General features: G+C 45.5%; 16 protein-coding genes. 9 read left to right on the forward strand and 7 right to left on the reverse strand.

The annotated features are described in order from the left end of the window. Positions 1–70: 70 nt before the first annotated feature. The 4 genes from MKA69_RS11760 (at position 71) to rplY (ending at position 2,943) form a co-directional block, all read left to right on the forward strand. Positions 71–472, forward strand: coding sequence for a PepSY domain-containing protein (locus MKA69_RS11760; RefSeq protein ID WP_055044481.1), 402 nt, complete (start codon positions 71–73; stop codon positions 470–472). An 11-nt stretch (positions 473–483) separates the two neighbouring features. Continuing rightward, positions 484–1,143 carry a response regulator transcription factor gene (locus MKA69_RS11765; protein ID WP_000699606.1) on the forward strand — a complete coding sequence of 220 codons (660 nt, stop codon included), beginning with the start codon at positions 484–486 and terminating at the stop codon, positions 1,141–1,143. Then, complete coding sequence (locus tag MKA69_RS11770) at positions 1,133–2,506, forward strand: ATP-binding protein (protein WP_001111004.1); 1,374 nt, start codon at positions 1,133–1,135, stop codon at positions 2,504–2,506. The genes MKA69_RS11765 and MKA69_RS11770 overlap by 11 nt, the downstream gene beginning before the upstream one ends. Before the next feature lie 158 nt (positions 2,507–2,664). Continuing rightward, the gene (gene rplY, locus MKA69_RS11775; protein WP_000667185.1) at positions 2,665–2,943 is read left to right on the forward strand and encodes a 50S ribosomal protein L25; all 279 of its coding nucleotides are present in this window, start codon (positions 2,665–2,667) and stop codon (positions 2,941–2,943) included. Between the two features lie 163 nt (positions 2,944–3,106). On the opposite strand, the gene MKA69_RS11780 is transcribed toward rplY, so the two are convergent. Continuing rightward, positions 3,107–3,508, reverse strand: coding sequence for a ribosome recycling factor family protein (locus MKA69_RS11780; RefSeq protein WP_081018549.1), 402 nt, complete (start codon positions 3,506–3,508; stop codon positions 3,107–3,109). A gap of 70 nt (positions 3,509–3,578) precedes the next feature. Then, complete coding sequence (locus MKA69_RS11785; protein WP_055033533.1) at positions 3,579–3,932, reverse strand: hypothetical protein; 354 nt, start codon at positions 3,930–3,932, stop codon at positions 3,579–3,581. 158 nt (positions 3,933–4,090) lie between these two features. Here MKA69_RS11785 and MKA69_RS11790 point away from each other — a divergent pair, with 158 nt between their 5' ends. From MKA69_RS11790 to MKA69_RS11800, 3 genes are all read left to right on the forward strand, one after another. Next, complete coding sequence (locus MKA69_RS11790) at positions 4,091–4,606, forward strand: GNAT family N-acetyltransferase (RefSeq protein WP_000177097.1); 516 nt, start codon at positions 4,091–4,093, stop codon at positions 4,604–4,606. A 102-nt stretch (positions 4,607–4,708) separates the two neighbouring features. Further along, the gene (locus MKA69_RS11795; protein WP_305848106.1) at positions 4,709–6,415 is read left to right on the forward strand and encodes a methyl-accepting chemotaxis protein; all 1,707 of its coding nucleotides are present in this window, start codon (positions 4,709–4,711) and stop codon (positions 6,413–6,415) included. A gap of 247 nt (positions 6,416–6,662) precedes the next feature. Then, the gene (locus MKA69_RS11800) at positions 6,663–7,850 is read left to right on the forward strand and encodes a DUF3103 domain-containing protein (RefSeq protein WP_134818460.1); all 1,188 of its coding nucleotides are present in this window, start codon (positions 6,663–6,665) and stop codon (positions 7,848–7,850) included. 80 nt (positions 7,851–7,930) lie between these two features. Here MKA69_RS11800 and MKA69_RS11805 read toward each other — a convergent pair whose 3' ends face one another. Beyond that, complete coding sequence (locus tag MKA69_RS11805; protein WP_055027681.1) at positions 7,931–8,539, reverse strand: HAD family phosphatase; 609 nt, start codon at positions 8,537–8,539, stop codon at positions 7,931–7,933. Positions 8,540–9,106: 567 nt separating this feature from the next. Here MKA69_RS11805 and MKA69_RS11810 point away from each other — a divergent pair. After that, positions 9,107–10,870 carry an SgrR family transcriptional regulator gene (locus tag MKA69_RS11810; protein ID WP_055064878.1) on the forward strand — a complete coding sequence of 588 codons (1,764 nt, stop codon included), beginning with the start codon at positions 9,107–9,109 and terminating at the stop codon, positions 10,868–10,870. Between the two features lie 88 nt (positions 10,871–10,958). Here the strand turns inward: MKA69_RS11810 and MKA69_RS11815 are convergent, their stop codons facing one another. Then, positions 10,959–12,575: a trypsin-like serine protease gene (locus tag MKA69_RS11815; protein WP_095458486.1), complete on the reverse strand. Its 1,617-nt coding sequence runs from the start codon at positions 12,573–12,575 to the stop codon at positions 10,959–10,961. Positions 12,576–12,903: 328 nt separating this feature from the next. Here MKA69_RS11815 and MKA69_RS11820 point away from each other — a divergent pair, with 328 nt between their 5' ends. Beyond that, on the forward strand, positions 12,904–15,324 hold the full coding sequence (locus MKA69_RS11820; protein WP_305848107.1) for a M9 family metallopeptidase: 2,421 nt from the start codon (positions 12,904–12,906) through the stop codon (positions 15,322–15,324). Positions 15,325–15,366: 42 nt separating this feature from the next. Here the strand turns inward: MKA69_RS11820 and MKA69_RS11825 are convergent, their stop codons facing one another. From MKA69_RS11825 to MKA69_RS11835, 3 genes are read right to left on the reverse strand one after another with little or no spacing between them, the layout of a single operon-like run. Then, the gene (locus MKA69_RS11825; RefSeq protein ID WP_001087969.1) at positions 15,367–17,028 is read right to left on the reverse strand and encodes a response regulator; all 1,662 of its coding nucleotides are present in this window, start codon (positions 17,026–17,028) and stop codon (positions 15,367–15,369) included. Between the two features lie 21 nt (positions 17,029–17,049). Beyond that, complete coding sequence (locus tag MKA69_RS11830) at positions 17,050–18,807, reverse strand: EAL domain-containing protein (RefSeq protein WP_081018567.1); 1,758 nt, start codon at positions 18,805–18,807, stop codon at positions 17,050–17,052. Between the two features lie 4 nt (positions 18,808–18,811). After that, the gene (locus MKA69_RS11835; RefSeq protein ID WP_032470060.1) at positions 18,812–22,258 is read right to left on the reverse strand and encodes an ATP-binding protein; all 3,447 of its coding nucleotides are present in this window, start codon (positions 22,256–22,258) and stop codon (positions 18,812–18,814) included. Positions 22,259–22,503 lie beyond the last annotated feature (245 nt).

A 22,503-nucleotide genomic window follows, 5' to 3' on the forward strand; every position in this document is an offset into this window, starting at 1 on the left:
GCAGGAATTCACTTTCTGTTCATTTTTCTCCGGTTATACTCGCTGCAGGTCCAAAATTCAGGTATTGACTATGCACATTCTCCGTATGCCGCTGAAGCCGCAAGCGAGTACCCTACTCCTGCTGCTCTTTTTAGGGTTCTCTCTTCCCACTCATGCTGACAACAAAGTGCGTGATTGGGAACAAGGTTCGTATCGTGAAGGAACGCAAATCGAAATTGATGAAGACCAAGATGATGTTTACCGCGCCGTTCAAAAAGGTCTCATTCGTCCATTTGCAGAACTCTACGCAACGGTTGATCAACAACTGAATGGGCGCTTAATCAAGGTCGAACTTGATGAAGACGACAGCGAATGGATTTATGAGCTGAAATTGGTGTATGACAACCAAGTGTTTCGTGTGGAATATAATGCGGCCACGCTTGAATTGATGTCGATTCGCGGTCGCAACGTCATTCGTGCCATAAAAAAATAACCGAGCAAGCCATGAAAATATTAGTTGTTGAAGATGATGTACAGTTGGGTAATCAAATCCTATCAGCCTTAGATCAAACGGGCTGGGTTCCCGAGCTCTCACAAGATGGGATTGATGCGCTGTATCGCGCCACTGCCGAAGAATGGGATGTAATTGTGCTCGATCTCGGCCTGCCCAAATTGGATGGATTGACCGTACTCAAAGGTATTCGAGATGAAAACATCAACACACCTGTGGTGATTTTGAGTGCGCGAGACACCCTAACTCAGCGTGTGGAAGGTTTAAATGCGGGTGCGGATGATTACCTTACCAAGCCATTTGAAATGGTGGAGCTGATCGCACGTATCCGCGCTCAATTACGTCGCGCTTCAGGCAACGCTTCTCCAGTGATGCAAGTGGGCGATCTCAGTTTAGATACACGCACTTCCAAAGTGATGTGGCGTGGACAAGCCATTAGCCTCACTGCGTTGGAATATAAAGTGATCGCTTATTTCATGCATAACCCAGAGAAAGTGATTTCACGTACCGAATTGGTCGAGCACATCTACAAGCAAGATTTTGATCGCGACTCCAATACCATTGAGGTATTCATTGGACGCCTGCGTAAAAAAATTGCACCTGACGTGATCAAAACCGTGCGTGGTCTTGGGTATCAACTGCATGCCTGCTAAGCCACGCGCCTTACGTCATCTCAGTTTAAAAACCCGCTTGCTGCTTACGGCCACGTTGTGGCTTAGCGCGATGATCTTAGCGGCGGGCTACCTTATTCCAAACCTCATTCATCAATACTTGATTCAAGATGTGCAGAGCCAGTTACAACTCTCGATGGATGAGATCACCGCCAATCTGGAAGCGAATCCGCAGGGGCAACTCACCCTCTCAACTCGCCTTGCCGACCCACGTTTTGCACAGCCGTATAGCGGATTATATTGGTCAGCCACGTTAGGGGAACAAACCCTGCGTTCACGTTCGTTGTGGGATCGATCTTTGACTGAGGAAACGCATGTGCACGGCCCCATTTATCTGGGGGCAAACGGGGAATCTTTAATCGTGTTAAAGCGTACCATTTATCTGCCAGAGTTTTCACAACCCATCACCATCACGATCGGCTTGGATGATGCTCCGCTCAAAGCCACTTTAAAGCGGGTCAGTAAAGAGTTGTGGATGATTTTAGGTTTACTGTTTAGTGGAATACTCATTCTGACCGGCGCTCAAGTGACGTGGTCACTTCGACCACTTTCGAAAATGCAGCGTGAACTGGCCGCATTGCGAAATGGTCAGCAGAATTCGGTGAATGGCGATTACCCGAAAGAAATTTCACCACTGGTCAATGACCTCAATGCCTTGCTCTTTCACTACCAAGAATTGCTAGAGCGGGCTCGTCATCATGCCGGTAATTTGTCTCACGCATTGAAAACGCCGCTTTCGGTGCTCAAAAATGAAGTCACACAACTGAACGATGCGCAGCTCAAAAGCCAGTTGCAGCCTTCCGTAGAACAGATTCAGCAGCAAATTGACTACCATCTCGGGCGTGCTCGCATGGCAGGTTCTGCCAATATTCTCTCGGTCAAAACGGCACCAAGCCTACGAGTCGATGCGATTTCGCAAGCGTTTGACAAAGTGTATGCCGAGCGCGAAATCACGCTGGTTAATGAACTGGATTCGGACTTAGAAGTGGCCGTTGAACCAACCGACTTTGATGAGATGATCGGTAACCTGCTCGAAAACAGCTACAAATGGGCAAACAGCTTAATTCGCGTCCATAGTTATCCGATGGATGAACACTGGGTGCAGATCTGTATTGAAGATGATGGACAAGGCATTCCGGCTGACAATATTGAGAAAGCGCTCAAACGCGGTGTTCGTTTAGATGAAACCACACCCGGTACTGGGCTTGGCCTTAATATTGTCAGTGAAATGGCACACAGCTACCGTGGGGCTCTGGCTTTGGGTGAAAGTCGTTTGGGTGGTTTGAAAGCAACGCTCACGTTAAAAACACCGTCACAGGACGTAAAAGCCGCCAAATCACGCTAAAAAAGGTATAAACCCCGATTTTCAGTTGCTCGAACAATGAATGAGTGCTAGTATCCGCGCTCGTTTCTGACCCTATTCATAGGCTTGGAAACTCTACGACACGGACAAGGTCGCATTGTCCTGTCACTCTGTTTTTTACTAATTTGAGAGTAAATACTATGAAATTCGAAGCAGTATTACGTACTGACCTAGGTAAAGGTGCGAGCCGCCGCCTACGTAACACTGGTTACTTCCCAGCGATCGTTTACGGTGGTGAAGCAGCTCCAGTTTCTATCTCACTGAACCACGATGACGTGATGAACCAAATGGACAAGCCTGAGTTTTACGAAGCTATCGTTCTGGTTATCGACGGCCAAGAAGTGAAAGTGAAACCACAAGACGTTCAACGCCACGCGTACAAGCCAAAAGTTGAGCACATGGACTTCATCCGTATCTAATTCCCTACCAAGGAATTAATCGGATTAAATCCAGCCTTTTGCATAAATAAGATCATCGGCATTACCAACCGAGAAATCTAAAAATTCGAGACCCCGATAGCTACCAACTATCGGGGTTTCACCGTTTTAGGTACAACACAATTTCACCATCGATATTGTTCTCTTAATCCCAACTCTCTTGTGCAAATCGTGCCTCTCTTGCTTGCACTAAACTGCACTGTGTTGCCACCATCAGCTCAGCGAGTGTGATAGCGGGGTTTTGGCTAATTAAGCGCTGTAGTTTAGCTTCTAAAGGTTCCAATTTATCGCTGTGTTGCTTTAACGCCATTTCGAGTTTTCTGATCAGATATTCGGCATCTTGATACTCAGTCGGCTTAATTTGGGTAACAAAGTGTTGTACAGAGATAGCCTCTCCCACTAACTGCCAATTGCGTGAGCGGCGAATACGCTTTAACTCACAACCCAAAGATTGGGCCTGAGGTTTTAAACGCTTAATGGTGTCACTACCAATCCGATGAATCAAAGAAGGTAACATGACAGTTACCCATTGATCGCTGATTTCCACACTTCGCTCCCATCAAAAACAAGGCATACTCACCTATCGTGCGCCGATTCATCCAATAATGTTCAATGACTTATTCAGCACGAGACGTGAGTTGATACCTCACTTTACCTTGTGTATCAAGCGTAAATGACCAAACGCTTTTTTCCGCTTGAAAACGATACAACCCCGAGAACTCACACGCTTCCAGTTGTTCAATAAATTGCGCTAAATCTGCTTCAGCAATCACAAAAGATCCTTGCGAATAGTTACTATCCAGATTATTCGCAACCTGAATTTGCGTGGTTGAGGCGGGAAGAATTGGCGGCAGCCAGCCGCGTTCAAACAGATGATCCGCCTGAGCCTGCTGATAATCGGCGTAGTAATTTTCAACCACATCTGAACAGCCCAATAACACCAAAGTAAAAGTAAGGAGTAACTTTTTCATTCAAACCTCATGGGTTGTTATGCTAATAAATATAAAACCGATTGAGCGCGGATTTTACAACAATTGAGAGCTGTGCAATGTCCGATATTGTCAGTAAACAGCAAGAAGCCACAGATTCGTCCCCTATACCGATCATTCAATGCCTCACAAGGAAGTTTATGACCTTAGTCACTGAAACCCGCCGTCTAGTCATTCGGCATTTTGAGCACTGCGATACGCCATTTATTATCCGTTTGCTCAATGAAGAGTCTTTTATCCGCTATATCGCGGACAAGAATGTGCACACCACTGAAGAAGCCTTGAACTATCTCACGAATGGTCCCATTGCCAGTTATCATGCCAACGGATTTGGTCTCAATATGGTTGAGCTCAAGGCCTGCGGTACACCTATTGGCATGTGTGGTGTCATAAAAAGGCCAGAACTGCAGCAACCCGATCTCGGTTATGCTTTTTTGCCTGAGCATTGGCGAAAAGGCTATGCCGAAGAGGCGGCAATAGCAGTATTACACCACGCTTTCCAACACTTTCATTTCCAGCAACTCCTCGCGATAACCCTACCTAACAACCAAGCCTCCAATGCTTTATTGAAGAAAATCGGCTTTACCTTGCTTGGTTCTTGTGAGCTGTATGGCGATGAAAATAACCTGTATCAATATCGACATAAAAAATCATGATCTACCTATCATAACGCCGTGAAATTGATGCCAGTGATGTCGCTTGAACCATACTGAAATGAGTTCAACTTCAATAACTTTCTCATTTTTTGTCGGGGGTGGATGATGGTATCCAATCTACAGAATCGTGCTCATCGCACGATAGCAACAGGCACTACAAACTCATTGCATAGCGTTGGTCTTCGCTTAAAACTGATTGTAGTGCTGATTGTCGTTTCAATTCTTTTTTTAGGGTTTAAGGGACTAACGGGCATGCAAGATGCCGCCGACTCTATTGAGTCGCTCTATACCAAAGGCATGCAGCATACGATTCGGGCAGGTCGCATATTGGATGAGTTAGGCAGTGCACGTAGCCAACTACTCTTGGCTTTTCAACATGAGCCTACTTCTAAATATGTACTCATGCATGACCACCCGCTCCAAATCCACATCGAGGCGATCCAAACCTCCATCTCTGATTTACATGAAATTATCGACAATCAGATTCTCGCCACCGCCTTGGATGACAAAGAAAAAGCCGTTATTTATCCATTGAAAGAGAAACTAGACCAAGTCACTGACAATGGTTTTGAACCGGCTCTCGCCCTACTTAAAGAAGAAAAATACGATGAGGCCAACCTGATTCTGTTACAAAAGATCAATCCTCTTTATGGCGATATTAAAAAAGCCGCAGAAGCGTTTCTGGATATCCAGATCCAAGAAGGTAAAGCCAACTTTTCCAGTTCACAGTCCGATATTCAGCAATTTATTTGGAGTGTCAGTTTGCTAGGTACCCTCGCTTTAGTCGTCACCACAACCCTAGCGTTATTGATTGCCAAGCGAGTGAACAATGCGGTTCACCAGTTGGCGAGTTCCGCAACCAATATTGCCAATGGTGACCTCACGCAGCGGATCCCCATAACCGGAGACGATGAATTCTCTGATATTGCAGAATACGTCAACCGTATCGTGGGCAGCTTTCAAGAGGTGATCAGCAGTAATCGGCATTCGATTTCTGCATTAGCGGCTGCCGCCGAAGAGAATGCAGCAGTCGCAATGCAAACGAAGCAGAACATCGTGGAACAACAGTCACAAACCCAGCAAATTGCCACGGCCATTCATGAATTTACCGCTACGGTTCATGAGGTTGCACAAAGCGCAGACTTAGCCGCCGAGGCTTCCGGAGAAACTGAACAAGCCGCAAAGCAAGGGCGTAAAGTGGTTGATGAAAATATCGCGATGATTGAGAACCTTTCCTCTGATTTACAAAAAATGCTCGCAGCAATGCAACTGCTTGCCAAAGATTCAGAAGATATCGGTAGTGTGGTGGATGTTATTCAAAGCATTTCTGAACAGACTAATTTATTGGCGCTCAATGCTGCTATTGAAGCGGCACGCGCGGGGGAACAAGGGCGAGGCTTTGCAGTGGTTGCCGATGAAGTACGAACCTTGGCAAGCCGCACCCAAGAATCGACAAAACAAATTCTTCAAACCGTGCAACGTTTACAACAAAGCAGTCGAGATTCTGCTCATTTAATTGAACAGGGGGTGGATGGTGCCTCAAAAGCGGTCGAAAAAGCGCGTTTAGCCGGTACTGCCCTGTCGCAAATTACGGCTAACGTAGATCGTATCTCAACCATGAACACACAAATTGCCACCGCATCAGAAGAGCAAAGTGCAGTGACAGAAGAAATCAATAAAAACATTATCACCATCAGTGATATCTCCAACCAAACTGCATTAGGAGCCCAACAGAGCTCCGAAGCCACACTGGAACTGGCAAGGCTCGCTGAAGCAATGCAACAAGAAATCGTACGCTATAATGCTTAACTGAAGCTAACTGATTGAGGCGGAACATAATCCGCCCTTTCAGGCACATTTTCAGGCACACTCATTAAATCAGCACAACCTTGTAGAGCTTTATTCTAGATTTGGCTCCAAAAGCCTCAGAATTTGATCTTGAGCCACAAACATAACTTTGCTGAATGTTTTATCTCTGTACTACATGCAAAGCGTGGTAGTTTGAGCCCAATAGAGCTATGGCTCTATTTATTACAACAATAAAAAGGGTTCACCTATGCATAAATCACTCTCCTTAGCCGTGCTTCTGACTCTCGTGCTGGTTGGCTGTCAGTCAGAAGAAACACAATCTACTCAACTCAGCTCACAGGCAAAGGCGGATGCGGTTGTCGCTCAAAAACGCCAATTGGCAGAATCGTTCAGCCAACATTATGCGGCATACGCGCAAACGCTAAAAACGCAGATCACCGCAGATAATCTCAGTATTTCCATGTCGGAATTGGTTGACGTGGCACCCAACTCCGAAATCAGCCAACAGTTGCGTTCAGCCGATAATCGAGTTCGTTCCCTAAAAGGGATTGAGCAATACACGGATCAATTGCTGCAATTACGCTTAGCCGATGCCTCAATGCTACAAGAATGGCAAGAGGGTCAAAGCCCGCTGTTTGCATTTGAACCCAGTGGTAACGATGAATCTTGGCAGTATATTGAGGCTTTCGATGTGTACGGACAGATCCACCAGTTAGATGTTTATCAATTACCCGATGTCCCTGTCTTTGTGGTGGATAACGATAGTGCAATCGAACTAAAAGCCGGTCTGCAAGTGATGCGAGCAGAAATGCAGCGTTTGGGACAAAATTCACAGCTTGCAACAGAAGAAAGCAGCTCTGTTGAATCATCCGCTCGTGCACTCAATCGTAGCGCGGACGCGGATACCCCACCACTCTCTACCACTGTGCTGAAAAAAATCCGTTTGCAAGATGACAAAGAACCTTGGATTTCAGGACGTGCCGAAATTTACGCATTAGTTACGGGGGTAGACCCAAGCCGCGACGCCCCAACCATTGATCTGATTGATATGCCCTATCTGGATTACGACCAACAAGACTACTTCCCGAATCAAGTCGTCATCCACTGGGCTCGTTATCGTTGGGGCGCGGCAGACATGATTCTGATGGAGCAAGATGATGGCACCGACTACAAAGAGTTAGCTAAACAGCTCGTTAAAGTAGCCGAAGAAGTGCTCAAACTCATCCCAGATCCAGAGGTACAAGGTTACGCCATAATTGCTCAGATTACGGGAAAAATTATCGAGGCCATCCCAGATGGGTTACTGGTCAATGACGATGACTTTGTTGATGTGTTTTACACCTTAATGCAGGACACCTCTTACACGGATCACCCTGGCGCGAATGGTAATGCTGTCGCAACATTTGAGCCGCTCACCATCTATCCGACCAAATAATTTTTCTGCTCACATACAAAAGGCAGGCTTACGCCTGCCTTTTGCCGTTCAACGGATAGTACAAATGCTTGATGACTAGGCTAAAAATGCAATCCCATTTGCAATAATTCCGCTCTTGCTTGATGCGCATCCACAAATTGGAAAGCATGGAAACCTTGCTGACGCGCCCCCGCTACATTCACCAACATATCATCCATGAAGACACTTTCTTGCGGATCCAAATGCTGACTTTCTGCCAAATATCGATAAATCGCCGGATCCGGTTTGAGTAACCCGCACTCACTCGACACAACCGCGCCTGTGAATTTTGGCCAGAAGTCATACTGCTCTTTTAAGTAAGCCACAATTTCATTGACGTTGTCCGTCAGTGCATAGAGGCGGTAACCCGCTTGCAGCAAATCATCCATCAGTTTTTGCGTGCCAAGCAGTAACACTTGCGTTTCTTTAATGTGGAAGAACAGTTGCTCTAATGTATCGTGGGGAAGACCAAGTTGCTGATGAAACGCTTGCTTCACTTCTTTCTCGGTGTAGTGGCCTTTATTGAGGTCACGCCACAGTTCACTTTTAAATACGCTTGTCGCTAATGTGGCACTTTGTTCACCCTCACCAAAGGTCAGTTGAGCAATCTCTTGTGGCGCCCATTTCACAATTACGTTGCCGACATCAAATACCACATTACGAATGGCCATTCCGGACTTCCCCTTGCTGAGTTAGAGGCAAGAGTTTAACCAACTCACCCACATATTATTGGCTAAAGGGTCACAAAGTAATCAAATGATTCAGGCACAAAGAAAGGCAGCACTCGAACCATTGGCTTGGGGGAAGCATCAGGAGCGATGTGCGAGTGCTGCTGTTTTTCGGATTATCAATTCGATGATCGGGTTTTGTCTGGCTCTGGAGGTGTTTGAGTAAATAACAACTCAAACAATGCAACTAAGGCCATCCGCTCAATCACACAATTCGTTTGTTGAAGCCGCAGCTGGTAATAAGCGGCCATCGAGTGTTCATAGATTAGCAATTTGAACATGCCCTGCACTCCTTGTTGTGTCGCCATCGCTATTGTCTCTCCGATTAAGGAATCTAAAAACTGAGTAAATTGCTGCACTTTGCTCCGCTTTTGCCGTTTGAAATGCCTTATTTCGAGCTAAAACACTCATCAAAGTGGAAATGAGGAACAAACAAAACACAGGTTTTCACCATTAAGAATGCGGATTTTCACTACAATAGCCGCAAGATGACAGGAGCATGAGGTAACCGTGTCTGATCTCAATTTATTACGGTATTACGCCCGACTCGCACCATTGGGCGTCGGCAACAATATAAAAACCACATTGCCCGAATTGGCAGAACGGCTTTTTACTAGCCCTCGTCATGCGCGAAATTTACTGGTGCGCCTCAATCAACTGGGGTGGTTAACTTGGACGCCAAAAGCAGGACGACATCATCGTTCCTCGTTGCAATTGCACACCGAACTCGCCCAGCTCAAAGAACAACTAGCCGCAAAACGCGTACAACTGGGCAAATATGAAAAAGCCCTCGCAATATTGGATAACGATGAGATCGCTTTCGCCAGATTGCTGAAGAAAACGTCAGGAGCCACACTTCAAGAAGGCCGACTGCATATTCAATTGACTTATAAACGTCCTTTTGAACCATTACTGCCCCATCTTCCTCAGCGCAGCAGTGAACGTTTCTTGATCCGTCAAATTTACAGTTGCTTGGTCAGCTCTGATGCTGATGGCCATGTATACCCCGAACTGGCGCATCATTGGCATTATGATCCGCAAACTTGGCAATGGACTTTTTATCTGCGCCCCGAGTTAACCTTTCATAATGGATCCGCAATTGATGCCACAACCATCGTCAGCCTATTTGCCAAGCTCTCCAGCCTTGAGACACACCAAGCTGAACTGGCACACATTATCGATATAAAAGCGCCAACCCTGTTCAAAGTCGTCTTTAATCTCGATCGCCCGGATCCAGGTTTTGCCGGCTTAATTTCAGGCGTGAAATACGCGATACAACCTGTCAGCCAGCTCAATTACAGTCAGTGTCATGATGGACAAATGCTAACGGTTGTCGGCTGTGGCCCCTTTGAAGTACAAGAGCACACCCAGCACAAACTTAAACTTAAGGCATTCAGCCAGTTTTATGGTTGCCGAGCTTTAACTGATCGGGTCACGATTTGGCAAGTCGATGAAGAACGTTTAAGCAACCCGCAAATTGAAACCAATCAACCAGAAGCGAATGCAGCCAGTTGCCATCATCAAGTCATCACTGATTTTCCTCATTCTTCTACCGCCACTCAGCATCAAAGCCGAGTCGAAGATGGTTGCTTAATGGTGTTATTTAATCAATCCGCCCCTGCGGCGCTCACTCAAGCACAAGCGCATTTATTAAGTGAAAAACTCAATCCAATCTCAATTGAAGAAAATATCCGCCAACATGGGGTGATGTTTGGGGTCGAACCCGCTTATAACCTATTGCCTGCGTGGCGAGCAGTATTGAAATCACCCGCCCCGTCCGTGACATTACCCAAAAAGTTGACACTGGCACTCTACAACTACACGGCACTGCAAACTTGCGCTCAAGCGATGGCTCGACTACTGGCTGCACAAAGTATCGAATTAGAGATTCATACCTACACGTACCGTGAGCTTCAGCAACGGGCGCTACACGGTGAGCTAGACGAAACCATGGTACTGACCAATATCAATTTGGATGACAACCGCCATGCTTCTGCGTTTGCCATGTTGTTTAGTAACCCACTGCTGCACGCTTGCACGACTTCGCGAGATAAAGCTTGGCTAATGCAGCAATTAAACACGCTACGTGAACAAACGCCGCTGCCTGAGTATCTGCATCAACTCGAACCCATTGCGTCTTTATTGGTGAGTGAATCTTGGCTTGCGCCCCTTTTCCATCATAGACAAACCTTGCGTTTCCATGGGGTGTTACACGATGTTGCCCTCACCAACTGGGGTTGGCCGGATATTCGCAATGTCTGGTCGGCAGATTAATTAACCCAACGCTTTGCCCAAAAACGCAAAAGCCAACCTCTGTAGGTTGGCTTTGAATCAGCAAAAAAATGGCTGAGATCTAGATGAGTTAGAAAGCTTTACGACGACGTAACCAACCACAACCAAAGAGTAACGCTAACGCTGCACCACCCAAGCTACCACCACCATCGCCCGAACGACTATCGGTTAGGGTTGGGAAGTCAAACAGTTGCGAATCATGGCTGAACTGGCTCACGGTCACTCGGCTTTGTGCATCATTGTTCAAAATGCTGCGTTGATACACCAGTTTCACGGTATTCACCGAGCCATACATAGAAATGGTCGCGTTGCCTTCGGTATTGTTATAAAAGCTCTTTTCTACTTTCCCGTTTACGTAGACTTGAAACATATCAAACACCGAGTCCGATGAGACTTGGTATCGGAACTTAAGTCGACCGGTAGGCAGGTTTTCTAATACGATCACCGATTCCTCGCCTTTTTCCAAAGCGGGGGTCTGTAAGCTATTGTTTTGTAAAGTCCATGCATGGTCATTGACGTGTGTATTGTGCGCCGGCAAGTTCGCTAAGTAATTGACTGTAGCAGCGGGAGCGGCGGCTAAAGCGTCAAAGTAACGCCAAGCGTAAATATGCCCACTGCTCATTGTCGTTGAACTCACATCTAACTTAACCTGACCTTTGGTCAGTGCGCTCACTTCATACGCCACATCCACATAGCAAGAGGCTCCGCTAACTAAATTCGTTGGGCAAGTATTGGTAATCGCGCCGATCAACGTACCTGCAGACCCTGTCGCAGTAGGATTGGTCAAGTTGATTGCGTTAGCACCGTTATTCGTAAAATGAAAACGCTCTGTGTAGCGGTTAAGGCGTACGATACCGAGATCCTGCTTCTGACGATAAGAGAGGCCTAGGCGTTGTTCGTGCAACCAAGTATTAAACTCACTGAGTTTGGTATACACGCCGGGCTTATTGGGTTGAGCACAGCCATTCCCCCAACTCACTACACCCATTTGCACTAATCCATTATTCGTACGAAAGAAAATTGGGCCACCACTGTCACCCGCACAAGAATCTTTTCCTGCTGCACCAGCACAAAAAACATTAGCGCCTTGTGTGGCATAGCTTCCGCCTTTAGCACGGCATTCATCCATAGGCATAAAAGGCACATCAACTTGGTGTAACGTTGTCGGGTAATCGCTTTTCAGGCCATTCACCTCTTTACGTGCACCAAAGCCAATCACCGTCAGCAAGTTGTCCTTACTTAACTCGTTGAAATCGTCAGGTTCTGCAATCACACTCGTTTGGTTCAGTACAGGAATACTTTCAAGCTCTAATACGGCGATATCATTACCACCTTCAGCATAGGTATACGCTTCATGCACGTAAATCTGCTTGACTCGGATACGTTCAGCCGTGTTGGTACTTTTCATATCATATGCACCAACAATAACATCAATCTTGGCGGGATCTTTTTTATTGACACAATGTGCCGCCGTCAAAACATAACGACTACCGAGAAAACTCCCTCCACACCACGCATCACTGCCGTTATGGGTGGTGAGTGCAACCATGTATGGCCATGCGCCTGCATTCGCTTGTTCTCCACCAATAATACGGCTAGAGACTCCGGATTCCGTTCCAGAAGCACTGAACTGAAAAGATGTAAAAAGGAGTGTTCCAAACACTCCTGATAAAAGGGTTTTGTTCATAGATACCTCTGATAACTCCCATCCAGATTATTGATGGGAACGGTACCATATCACCAAAAGATAAAATGTAAAGCAATATGAATAGATCATTCACAGAAATATAAGGTTATGAACGAATTTCACACTGGATATCTTTTAATAATTAGTGATTTATCACTAAGTCATTCAATACTCTGCATTTATAAAAGGAGATCTTCATTCATAAAATTAGAATAAAAACTCTATTTATTGAATTAACCTCATGTTTCATAAGCACTAAGTTTTAATGAAACCGAACAAGATCTTATAAAACACAGCTCAAACATACTGATAATCAATAGGTATTACTGTGTCTTTTCAAAAACGCTTCCAACGTCATCCAATCACTTTAGCCTGTCTGTTTGCAGGACTTTCTCATCCTATCTATGCGCAAGCCGCCTGCGAGATTCAAGATTTACAGCAAGCTCAAGATCTCCCCGAGCAAATTGCCGCTGCAAATCAAGCTTGCTATAGCTCATGGTTTTATGCCCCTGCCACAACGTTGAACAACCTTTACAGCGAAGCCTCCCTTACGTATTTGCACACGGTGCTGGATGCAGAAATTACTCGTTACACCGGAGAAGCAGAACAAGCCCGCCGATTAGAAAATTATGGCGAGTTTATCCGGGCGGCTTACTATGTTCGCTATAACGCCGGCAGTGAGCCTTATTCTCAAGCGCTCAGTCAGCGTTTCGGGCAATCCATTGCTCGCTTTTTGCGTCATCCGCATGCTTTTGACCAAGGCCGCGAACAAATCGGAGCCATGAAAAGCCTGAGTTTAATGGTCGATAACGTCAAACAATTGCCCTTGACGATGGATGCCATGATCTTAGCTCTGCATCGCTTTAACCAAGAAACCGCGCAAGACACGCAATGGGTGGATGGGTTAAATAATCTCTTTCGTGCCATGTCTGGCCACATTGCAAATCCTGAGTTTTATCGCTATTTAGCCGCCAACACTCAGCACATCGATGCCTTATATCAATTCGCTTTGGATAATGAGTGGGCATTAGATACCGATGCGGGATTTTTGATTTACAACGCGTTACGCGAAACAGGCCGTTTGTTGGTCAGCCCAGATGCGACAACCAAACAAAAAGCATTACAGGTTATGCAGCAGGTGATCACTCGTTATCCATTGGGTAGTGAACACGACAAATTATGGCTCGCCGCCGTCGAGATGTTGCGCTATTACGCGCCCGATGCGTTACGCGCACAAGGCATTGATTTGGAGGCAGCAAAACGGGATCTCGCCGCGCGCATTTTACCCAACCGCTACGCATGCCAAGGCCCTGCCATCATTCGCTCACAAGATCTTTCCGATACGCAAGCCGCCGAAGCTTGTCATGTGCTCAATCAAAAAGAGCAGGATTTTCATCAAGTGGCTAACACTGGTTTCACTCCTGTCGCCGATGACCATAACCAACAAGTGGAAGTGGTGGTGTTTGCCAATAACAGCAGCTATGTAAACTACTCGGCTTTCCTGTTTGGCAATACCACCGATAATGGCGGCCAATACTTAGAAGGCAACCCTGCGGATCATAATAACCAAGCTCGCTTCATTGCTTATCGTTATGCCAATGATACCGATCTGTCGATCCTCAATTTAGAGCATGAGTACACCCATTATCTTGATGCTCGTTTTAACCAATATGGTTCATTTAATGACAATCTCGCACACGGCCACATCGTTTGGTGGTTAGAAGGTTTTGCAGAATACATGCATTACAAACAAGGCTATCAGGCTGCCATTGAACTGATTTCACAAGGTAAATTGAGTCTGTCTGATGTGTTTGCGACCACCTACTCAAATGATACGAACCGCATTTATCGCTGGGGGTACTTAGCCGTACGTTTTATGCTGGAAAAACATCCACAAGATGTCGAAAGCCTACTGGCACTCTCGCGCTCTGGGCAATTTGCACAATGGGCAGCAACGGTAAAAAACTTAGGTGAACAATACAGCGCCGAGTTTGCGATTTGGCTTGATACGCTAAAAACAGACACACCAGAAACCCCAGATCCTGCAGTACCCGAAACAAAACCGGAGGCATCGGTCACGGCGCTGAGTGCCAATCAATCTGTCACCCTTTCAGGACAAGCATATAGCGAACATCTTTTCTATATTGATGTGCCTGAACACAGCCGTGAATTCCAGATCACGATTGCGGGTGATGGCGATGCCGATCTCTACATGAGTTATCAAAAAATTGCGCATTATTATGACTATCAAGTCAGCGAATTTACTTCCGGTAGCCACGAGAGCATTAGCATCAAAACCGAGCAAAATGGATACATCAAAGCTGGGCGCTATTACCTCAGCGTGACAGGACGTGGCGATTATTCCGAGGTCACCCTCAACTCACAACTAGTGACAGAGCAGCCAAATCAACCCGATGAGCCTAAAGATGATCTCGCGCCATTGGTGCTTGAAGCCGCTCAGGCGCAAATGCTCACCATTCATCAGCAGCGTTATGCGGCGATCTATGTCCCAGAAGGCGTCAGTGAAGTGCGTGTCTGGCTCACCGCTTCAACGTCACAGGAAGGAAATATTGATCTGTTCGCCGCTAGAGACTATTGGCCAACGCGCGAAAAGTTTGAGCACGCCTCCACGAGTGAGGGCAGTAACGAATATTTGCGGATTCCGGTTACACAGGCAGGTTACGTGCATTTTTCTTTAAATGCACAAAAGGCTGGCGGCAACGTCGAGATGGTCGCTTATCTCCATTAACCTTCAACCTGATTGCCCTCACCTTGGTGAGGGCAATCATCATCAAACTTCTTCTAGCACCCCTTTTTCTGCTCGACAACGAGAGCGGAAAGTCAGCACTTTTTTATAGAGATCGGCATACTGCGCGTTGAGCAACTCTTCTTCACTCATTAACTGATGAATGGTGTGATGGCAGTTTTTCAACAACAATTCCGTTTCCGCTTCATTCAGCGACTTGGGCCAGTAGCGCGATAAAATCGTCACCACTTTCATGCATACCGTGCGCAGTGTCGGGCATCTATCCAAAATTTCGATATAGATATCAAGCAGGGAGTCAATCGTGAGTTGTTTATTGCACAGGGCATGGTAACGCTGTTCTAACCACTCCAATTTATCTTCATTGGCTTGTTTTAGGGCTTTACCTAGCGCAATTTTACTTTCTAAGAGAATTCCAGTTTCTTCATTCAACAACGCTTCATTACACCAACTGATGCATTTTGCGAATTCAGAATCAAAGGCCATCACATTGAGTAACCATGTAAAGTGGTACCGGTCTTCAAATAATTCGAATGGCTTCGCTCGATAAATTTTATTTAAAATCTCCACGGAAACCGCGAAATTACCCTCTTCCATCGCAAAATGGGCGGCGATCAATTCTAACTGTGGCAGCAGTTCTTCGTGCTGGCCTTTATCATAAAGCCCTTTCAGGATCGACTTCGCTTCTTGTAACCACATAGAGCGCTGCGGTTCCTTTGCCTCCCGTACCGCATATAACAAACTGCGAATGAAATTAAGGTGCATATGATGGGTATTGCGATGGGTCTCTTTGTTGATTTCCGAATACAAGCGGTAACGCTCAAGCGCCGAAACCGTATCACCCACAGATAAACATAAGTTGGCAAGCACCCATTCTCGATCTGTGTGTCCAGGAACAATTTGGTTTGCAATCTGCAGATGATGGATCGCTTCTGGAATCGAGTTGTTACTGAGGCTGATGCTCGCAGCTTCTACTCGTGCTCGAACATTATTTGGCGCATTCGAAAGCAGGTCTTGAATGACTTGATTAGCTTCAACATGACGCCCCGTTTGCTTTAAGGCATTCGCAAGGCCAATTTTCGCCCAATCGAAATCTTTGTGTTCAAGAGTTTCAAGGTAGACTTCGCGCGCGTTATCGTAACGACGCAACTGGGTTAAAAATTCCCCGCGGAATTTTTGAATGACGAAATAGTAATCTCCATAAAACGGTTCTAATTCATCGCACAAACTTAACCCCAACTCAGGATCTCCATCTCGTTCAGCTTGATAGAGCGCTTTCAGCGCATGTTTGCGTGAAATTGCATTAGTCAGCCGCTCTTGTAAGGTCAAGATATTGAAAGGCTTGAGTATGTATTCATCCGGTTTAAGTTCCAAAATCGAATGCACAACGTAGGATGAATTCTCCCCTGTGACTAAGATGAACACCGACTCATGTTTTAAAAGATTGTAGTGTTTCAACTCTTCAAAAATCTGCTTACCATTTAATCCCTTACCAAAGTTATAGTCACAAATGAAGATATCAAACTTCTGCCGACTGGCCATAAAAAGCGCCGCTCTAGGGCTCTTTACACTCGTCACTTTTGAGTCATTAAAACCCAGCTTTAGCAACATAGTACGTAAACTGGTGACCACTATCTGAGCATCATCAATCAGTAAAACACTGAGCTCAGAAAAAGAAGGGCTATTCATTTTCATTGCTTGTAAAACGTCCTAACTCAATTCTAAAAATCTAACCAACTCTACTGCAGATTTAATCCCTAGCTTATTCATAATCCGAGCCTTATAAGTGCTCACGGTCTTCTGGTTAATGTCGAGCTGTAATGAAATTTGTTTGTTGGTCAGCCCTTCCACTAACATTTTCGCCACCGTCATTTCTCGCTCAGAAAGCTGTGCGAGTAGATTGTCCTGCGCCATCGGGCGCACTCGGTGTTGCTCAGCTTGCTCTAAAATACGGCTAGCGGTTTCTGCTAATGTATTCGCTTTATTGACCACAGGAGTCACATGGTTCTCCATCAGGAAATCCGGCGTTAATCCATCCTGTACCGTCACGATCATACCTTGATAGTAAGGCGCTAATAATTCATAGAAGGCATCCACACTCATGGTGGATAAAAACTTACTGTCGACAACGAGAAGATTGATCGGTAAATCACGCAGCTTATGCAAGGTTTGCTCAATATCCTGAGCCATAAAAACGCGGCTCACTTTCTGCTCTTTCTGCAGGATCTTTTGCAGTGCCTGCGCACTCAATGCCTGCCCATCCACCAGTAGAATTTGCCAACCATCATCGGTGCTCTGACAATCTGAACACTGGCGACGGTTTTTCGTATACAACTCACTGAGCTGAGCCACCGGCATCGGCTTCGCGGCATAGTAACCTTGGCATGTATCGACCCCAATATTACGCAGGTACTGCCACGTTTCTTCGGTTTCTACCCCTTCGACCACACAATGTAAGCCTAAAGATTGAGCCAGCAGCAGGCACATATTGGTCAGTTGCTGATGTTTGTAGTTGGTTGCTAAATCGTGCACAAAACTGCGATCAATCTTCAGCTCGGTAAAAGGCAGTTGAGCCAATTGCCCCAACGAAGCATAGCCAGTGCCAAAATCATCGATCGAGAGTCCAACGCCATACATACGCAAACGAGCAAGGTTTTCTAACGAGGTTGTTGTACCGTTATACACTTCATGTTCGGTCAACTCTAAAGTGAGCTTGCTGGCCGCGAAGCCATGCTTTTCACAAATCGTGAGGATCGGGTCGCAGATCGACTGCTGCAAATTACTTTGACTGATGTTGACTGAGAGCTGTAAATCCGCCGCAATACTGGCAAGAGCAGAAACGGCTTTCTCTAGAACAGTAAGAAACAACTTATCATGCAAACCACACTGTTCAATCAGTGGCAGAAATACCGCAGGGCTTAACATGCCATGAGTGGGATGCTCGTAACGGACTAAAGCCTCAACGCCCACCATCGCTCCGGTTCGAAAATCAAACTGTGGTTGGTAGTAGTTAAAGATATGATCCTGTAAAAAGGCTTGTTCAATCTCATCACAGTTAAGAACAAGCGAGGATCGATAAACGGTTTCAGGAAGGGTCTGTTTCTGAAAACCATCAATCACTTGCTGCAGGTCTTCCACTTCATAGGGTTTAGACAGGCTATCGATGTAAGCAAAGCCTGCCAAGCTGCACATATTGCGGGTTAATTCCAGCACCGCGTCATCCACAGCACTGAGGATGATCACCCCCAGCTTGGGGTACTGTTCGCTCAGTTTGGAAAGCAAACTGATCCCATCCATATGAGGCATACGGATATCGCAAAACATCAAGTCGATATCCACTTTGTTACATAATTCTAAGGCAGCAAATCCGTTTTCAGCCAAGATGACCTCGTCCATCCCAAGCTGTCTTAACTTGAGTTTCAGGCTAGTCGCCTGAATACGGTCATCTTCCACTATCATTATTTTCATAACGTTATTCGCTCTGATGATCATTGAGCCACTGTTGTGCCTGCTCTATCACTTCATGCATGGCGTTGATCAGTTGCTGCTTTTCCACTATGAGTTGCTGTGGGTCGTTTTGTTTCTCTACTGTTTTCGCTAAATCGGCGAGCTGCTGTAACTGGAGAGAGCCCGCGGCGCCTTTTATTCGGTGTGCTAGTGCTTTGACATCACATTCAGGTTGATTCAACAAAGCGATGTCTTGACTCAGTGACTCTACTACCACGATCGCCATCTCTTCACGCTCATCCTCTTGGTAAGTATCAAGCCAAGAACGTTGCGCAGTGTTCACCACTTGCGCGCTCAGATAGCGGCTTAGCACCTTACGTAAATTCGCCAAGGTATACGGTTTATAAATCACCTTATCCATTCCCGCTTGCTGGGCTTGCTCAGCCGCAAAGCGAGAATCTTCAGCGGTACAACCAATCACCGCCCCTTGGAACTGCGTGATCTCTTGTTTCACTTTTCGTGTAAGAGCAAAGCCATCCAGATTGGGCATATGACAGTCAGTGATCAACAGATCATATTGCTGAGGATTCTCCAACAAGGCTTCTAAGGCTTGCCGACCATCATTCACTAGTGTTGCACTCAAACCTAGTTCACTGAGCTGTTTTCTCATCAATAAACGGTTAATCGCATCATCATCGGCAACCAGAACATGACCTTTCAACAACCGAGATTGTGTTGGTTCAGCCTTCTCGCTGGCGTCACTTGCCACTTCACGGAGCATATTCAATAACAGATCGGGATAAATATTGTGGCTGTTTTGATCAACAAAATGCCCACCATCCTGAACTCGTATCCCTAAAGCCTTTGCCCATAGTAGATACGGGGAGCGGTATGACAGAGCCAATACCTGATCTTGGAATTCATGACAGGGTTGCGTGGCAACAGGAATGCTCACGCTAACTTGAGTACCCTGACCAAATTGACTGGTGATATCAATGCGACCTTGCATCAGCTCAATCAGATTCGAGACAATGGACATTCCTAGTCCAGTTCCGCCGAATCGCCGTGTAATGGTGCTGTCAGCCTGTACAAAAGGCACAAAAATAGAGTCGATCTGCTGCTGTGTCATACCGCAACCCGAATCTTCCACCACTAGGTTCAACTGTTCAGGCGTTACATCCACTTTCACGACAACCCGACCTTGTTCGGTAAATTTGATCGCATTTGAAAGCAGATTGGTCACGATTTGGTTAAAACGCAAGGCGTCAAAATCGACCACCAACAGAGGGTTTGGTAACCATATCACATCAAACTCAACTTGGTTCAGCTGCGCTCTGGCTTCAAAACCACGCAACAGTGGGCCAAGTTCATCCGCCAGATTGTAGGTCGCAATGTCTAGTTTAAGCTGCTCTGCCTCAATTTTTGAAAAGTCTAAAATATCGTTAACATGCAGTTTTAAACGCTCTGCGGAACTAATCGCATTGGTTAACAATAATTGGTTTTCACTTGATTTGAGTCGCGAGGCAAGAATTTCCATCAAACCTAACATGGCAGCAATCGGCGTACGCAGCTCATGACTCACCACCGCTAGGAAATGGTTACGCGCTTCGACTGCTTGTAAGGCTTGTTCATTGGATTGACGAAGTGCCTGCTCTGTCTCTTTGAGTTCAGTGATATCGTTAAATAAGGTGAGGTAGTACTGACCATGGTTGATAGGATGCGAGATCGCGCGACGGATAACATGGAAATAGTGCCCACCAATCGAACATCTCGCTTCCGGAGCTTGGATAATCAGTGAGAATTCAGCATTGACCTCTTCAGGCAAATCAATAAACGAGCAATCAGGGCGCTGGTTAAAACAGTCATTGTTACTGCAAACCTGATGATTTTGACGATAAGCAGCATTGGTTAATACCACGTCCCCATTCGCATCAGAAATAAAGATCATGCTTGGAATCGCATCCAATAATTCCGTTAGCCAACGCAACTGTTCTGCCGACAACTTAGCAATTTCCTGTGAGCTACGTAATTTAAGGCGCAAACGAGTCAGCAATAACGTAACAGCCAACCCTACACTCAACAGAATGCAGATCGTTACTAAGGAATAAATCAGCACTTTTTGTTTATCGTAACCAAATTGTACCGTTACGCGATCATACGCCGTTTTGATCTCATCGATTTCTTGCGGGCTAAACGTGGCAAGGACTTTTTGTAGCATCTTTTGTAAGCCACGAGCATCTTTACGTACCAACATCGTGATATCAGCGCGAAGATTTTGACCTTCCAGTATTGGCTTTGGCATCAACTTAAAAGAATTTTGATAACCATCAAATAACATTTGATTAATCAATACCTTGTAAAGCAAACCATGCGTGATATCACCTTTGTCGAGAGCTTGTTCCAGATCGTAAACTGTGCGGTAGACTTTCACGTTTGCTAAGTTTTGTTGGGCATCGATATAAGTACTAAATTTTCCAGTGCGATCGAGAATGCCAACCGTCTGAGTGGTATACGGTTTCGTGGTTTCTATGTACCCAAATTCAATATCTGTAAACTTGCCGGTATCAATGAAATATCGCTCGTCGAGATAATTCCTGTTGAAGAAAGGGATAAGGTCAACCTTACCTTGCTGCAACATATCTTCAACATCACGGCCATACGCGGGAACGAACTCAAATTTTAAAATACTTTTAGCACTGATTCTTTCTAATAAATCATGTATATAGCCTTTATATTTCCCTTCTCTATCATCCCAATATGAGATAGGAAAAAAGTCATCTTGAATGGTATAACGGACGACAGGATTAACGTTCTCATTACGAAGTATTTTTAAATTGGCTTGATCATTTAAAAAATACACATCCGCTGAATTTAACTTATTTTTTGTAAGGCCATTTTTATCGGCTAAAAGGACTTTATTGATCGAAGACAATAATAATGGGTGATGAGTATTGATTAATATACGGTTAGTTTGCGTACCTAAACTGGGGTCAAAAATCACTTTACCTAACGATAAACGATTTTTGCTTAAAAAATGGTTCAGTGAAACGTAATTGGTAATCGTCGCATCAGCAACACCTTGGCGTACCATTTCAGCCGAACTGTTATAGTTACGAGCCATCAATATGTTGGGATAGCCTCGGCGTTTTAACACCTCGCAATATGATGTTCCTTGAATACAAACCCACTTTAAACGTTCAAATGGTTGATCTTCCATGGCTTTATCTCTGAGCCATATCACGCGCACATTTTCATACAATGGCTCAGAAAACAAAAACTTACCTTCACGAGATGGCGTCTGACCAAAGCCAATCGCCATATCGGCCTTGCCAACTTTCACGGCGTTCAGCAAATCTTCGATCGTATCAAACCCTCGGTAATGCAGGCTGATTCCAAGCTCTTTTGCAATTCCGGAGGCAAAATCATGTTCGATCCCCATTGGGTCTTGGGCAATCCCCCCCCAATATGGCATCCATACTTCTTTTAATACTGCAATCGTTACTTCAGATTTTTCATGTAGATAATCTTGTTCAGCAGCACTTAAATACTCAGCTGCACGGACAGAAAAAGCCATCACTACAAAGAGTAATGTAAAGAAATATCGTTTCAACAATGGTCAACCCGTGACATAGATCTCAAACATGTCCAAATAATAGTCTAATAGTCTGGGGTTGAGCAACCTTATTAATAAAACCGCGTGTTATTAAATTCAATTAT

Source organism: Vibrio sp. AH4, from assembly GCF_030710545.1.
In the GTDB taxonomy this organism is placed as follows: Bacteria; Pseudomonadota; Gammaproteobacteria; order Enterobacterales; family Vibrionaceae; genus Vibrio; species Vibrio metoecus.